The organism is Xenorhabdus sp. IM139775, assembly GCF_028598745.1.
GTDB lineage: Bacteria > Pseudomonadota > Gammaproteobacteria > Enterobacterales > Enterobacteriaceae > Xenorhabdus.
Map to the genome: position 1 here is coordinate 1 of NZ_JAQRFK010000151.1, position 2570 is coordinate 2570.

5 protein-coding genes are annotated in these 2570 nt (G+C 50.6%); 2 read left to right on the top strand and 3 right to left on the bottom strand.

Going from position 1 to position 2570, the window contains the following annotated elements; genetic code table 11:
• Together PSI17_RS16430 and PSI17_RS16435 are read right to left on the bottom strand one after the other, a co-directional pair.
• Positions 1-759: IS701 family transposase (locus PSI17_RS16430; protein ID WP_273552988.1), on the bottom strand; the 759-nt coding region annotated here is incomplete at its 3' end.
• 239 nt (positions 760-998) lie between these two features.
• Complete coding sequence (locus tag PSI17_RS16435; RefSeq protein WP_273552989.1) at positions 999-1616, bottom strand: hypothetical protein; 618 nt, start codon at positions 1614-1616, stop codon at positions 999-1001.
• 81 nt (positions 1617-1697) lie between these two features.
• Between PSI17_RS16435 and PSI17_RS17505 the strand changes: the two genes are divergently transcribed.
• Together PSI17_RS17505 and PSI17_RS16445 are read left to right on the top strand one after the other, a co-directional pair.
• Complete coding sequence (locus PSI17_RS17505; RefSeq protein ID WP_443256042.1) at positions 1698-1985, top strand: gp53-like domain-containing protein; 288 nt, start codon at positions 1698-1700, stop codon at positions 1983-1985.
• A 1-nt stretch (position 1986) separates the two neighbouring features.
• Positions 1987-2406 (top strand): tail fiber assembly protein, encoded by a 420-nt coding sequence (locus tag PSI17_RS16445; protein ID WP_273552991.1) that lies wholly within the window; start codon positions 1987-1989, stop codon positions 2404-2406.
• 26 nt (positions 2407-2432) lie between these two features.
• On the opposite strand, the gene PSI17_RS16450 is transcribed toward PSI17_RS16445, so the two are convergent.
• The coding region (locus PSI17_RS16450) for a tail fiber assembly protein (protein WP_273552992.1) at positions 2433-2570 on the bottom strand (138 nt) is incomplete at its 5' end.

Genomic DNA, 2570 nt, shown 5'->3' on the forward strand with positions numbered 1-2570 from the left:
TTTTTCCCATTGCTGGGGCGTCAGGCTGTCCACAATCTTGTCCGCTCTGACATAGGTCGGCCCTTGCCACCACAACGGTTCATTTTTGGGGATCGCCAGCACAAACGGTTGATAGCGGGACTCCAGCCAGCAGCGCAGGCGACGATCCTGACCATAAACGGCATCTGCCGTCACCCAGCGACAGGGAACACCGGCCTCTAATGCGCGTTCCAGCATCTGCCGGGCGAGCTGCGGCTTGGCGGCAAAGCTCACCGAGTCAGGAATGCCGGCGGCTTCACAACGTGGACGGTCATCAGTCCACTGCTTGGGCAGGTATAACGCCCGGTCAATAAAGGCATGGCCGCCCTGACCGGCATAACAGAGAAAGACGCCTATCTGACTGTTTTCGACGCGCCCGGCGGTGCCACTGTATTGACGTTGCACGCCGGCAGAATGCGTGCCTTTTTTGATAAAGCCGGTTTCATCCACAATGAGCACCCCGTGTTCATCGCCCAAATGCTCCGTCACATAGTCCCGCAAAATATCGCGGGCGACGTCGACGTCCCAGTGGGCGCGTTCCAGCAGATGCTGAACGCCATCAGGCGTGCGTTCGCCTATCCATTCCGCCAGTTGCCAGCCATTTTTACGTTCAACGTCACTGAGTAATCCCCGGAGGTAGGCGAGGCTGCGTTGCTGTGGGCCGGGATGGTGAAACAAGGGAGCCAGGCGGGTATGCAGTGAGAGCAGTTCCTGTTCCCAGGCATTGGTCGGTGAGTGCATTGAACACCTCCCCGTATTTTCAGGAAAAAAATGTCAGGGCCATCATGCCACAATGGGGCGTACGACTGTAGTACTAGGGGTGGTAAATCTAAAGTTCCATTTTTCATCAGTCAGTGGGGCATTACTATGCAAAATTGGTTGAGAAGATACTGCCGGCGCTCTAGATGAGAAGGAGCCACAGGCAGTTAAACCACATATTATTCCAAGACTGAGCAATGTTATTAAATATTTTCTTTCCATTATGAAATTTCCTTATCGGTAATATCAAAAATGGCTCGGTGCCATTTTTCACAAGGACGATTAACAAAGCCGATTAATTCTACGGCATTAACACCCCCCTGAATATTTTCGTCTTTTATCACCACCGAATTCCAGTGTGATGAACAGTGGACATATTTAGTCTGGATCAACGCCAATTCTTCAACGCTAAAAGGAATTGATGGCTGTCCTTGTCGAACCGCCCGCCCCTGTTCAATGGCCTTTTCTGCCAGTGAAGCCAGTTCCGGCGGGAGCTTGTAATTTTCATCATTACCACTGGGAGTCGTGAAGACCACTCCTGCCTCTTGGGCGGCATCCTGCATAACCCGCATAACCACTTTAGACCAGGCATTGGTAATTTCACGGTACAAGACCGCTGCTGCGGCTACTTGCTTTTGAAAACGTTCCAGATCATTGCGGGGGAAGAACCGGTTGTTTTTCCAGGTTTCCATTTTTACATTTTCATCGTTGCCGCTAAGTAGCGGAGCAATCGCCGGATAATCTGCCATCTGAGATAATTCATCCCGCGCTTTTTTATAAATCCAGGTAGTGTGTTCGGAGATGTTTTCATCCACAGTGATACTACGTAAGCGGCTCATTTAGACCGTCTATCGGTATACCTCGGTTTAGGGGAGTTCGCCCGGCGAGGTGTGGGTAACCGGGCAAATCAGATCCCCGACATGAGTAATTTTCAGTTCTCCGGAAATTGGTTTAAACAGCCGAACGGATGGATTGTTCAGGTATTTTCGTTAGAACTGCCCGCCGATGTCACATCCGGATCTGTAGCGTTTCCGTTGGCATTCCCCGGCAGTTGCCGGGGGGCAGTAGTCACTGGGGGATCGATGGTTGGATTTAGCGCGAATCCGGGCATTGTCACATTAAATATTGCGTCACTCGATACATTAGCGTGGCGGCGTTTTGGGTCAACCGATTCATCGTCTGTCACAGTTTTGACTCTGGGGTTCTGATATGAACGAATATAAATTTTATAAAAATACATTCTACGCGTATGCGTTGAGAACAGAATATGAGTCAGCCGGCTCATGGCCAGCCGTTGGTGTCGATGTTAGCGAATCTGTTTTTACTGAATTCACTGGCAGTGCGCCAATCGGTAAGATACGCATTGTTGGCCCCGATGGTCTGCCTGCGTGGGGGGATATTCCACCGCCGACACCAGAGGAACTGCAACAAATTGCAGAATCTCAGAAACGACAGTTAATGAGGGTCGCCAGAGAGAAAATTGATATATACCAGGATGCTGTAGATTTTAGTATGGCGACTGAGGTAGAAAAATCCGCGTTGGTGGCATGGCGAAAATATCGGGTAGAACTCTATCAGGTAGAAACATCTACCGCCCCCGATATCCAATGGCCGGAACAGCCGAAATAATGAAAGGGGCATCACGCCCCTAACAATCACTCTGGCGCTTTAGGCCAGTCAATATCTGGTGCTGTCGAACAGTCTACACGGTTTAATAACACACAGTATCGTTTCCACGCTGTCAGTGCCGCCCGTTCTTCGCCCGTTGCCATTTCGAGATCAACGGCGTATTG

Bases quoted from the DNA above. Each gene is read 5' to 3' on its own strand.
- PSI17_RS16435 (WP_273552989.1), bottom strand. From the start codon at position 1,616: ATGAGCCGCTTACGTAGTATCACTGTGGATGAAAACATCTCCGAACAC.
- PSI17_RS16445 (WP_273552991.1), top strand. From the start codon at position 1,987: ATGAACGAATATAAATTTTATAAAAATACATTCTACGCGTATGCGTTG.
- PSI17_RS17505 (WP_443256042.1), top strand. From the start codon at position 1,698: ATGAGTAATTTTCAGTTCTCCGGAAATTGGTTTAAACAGCCGAACGGA.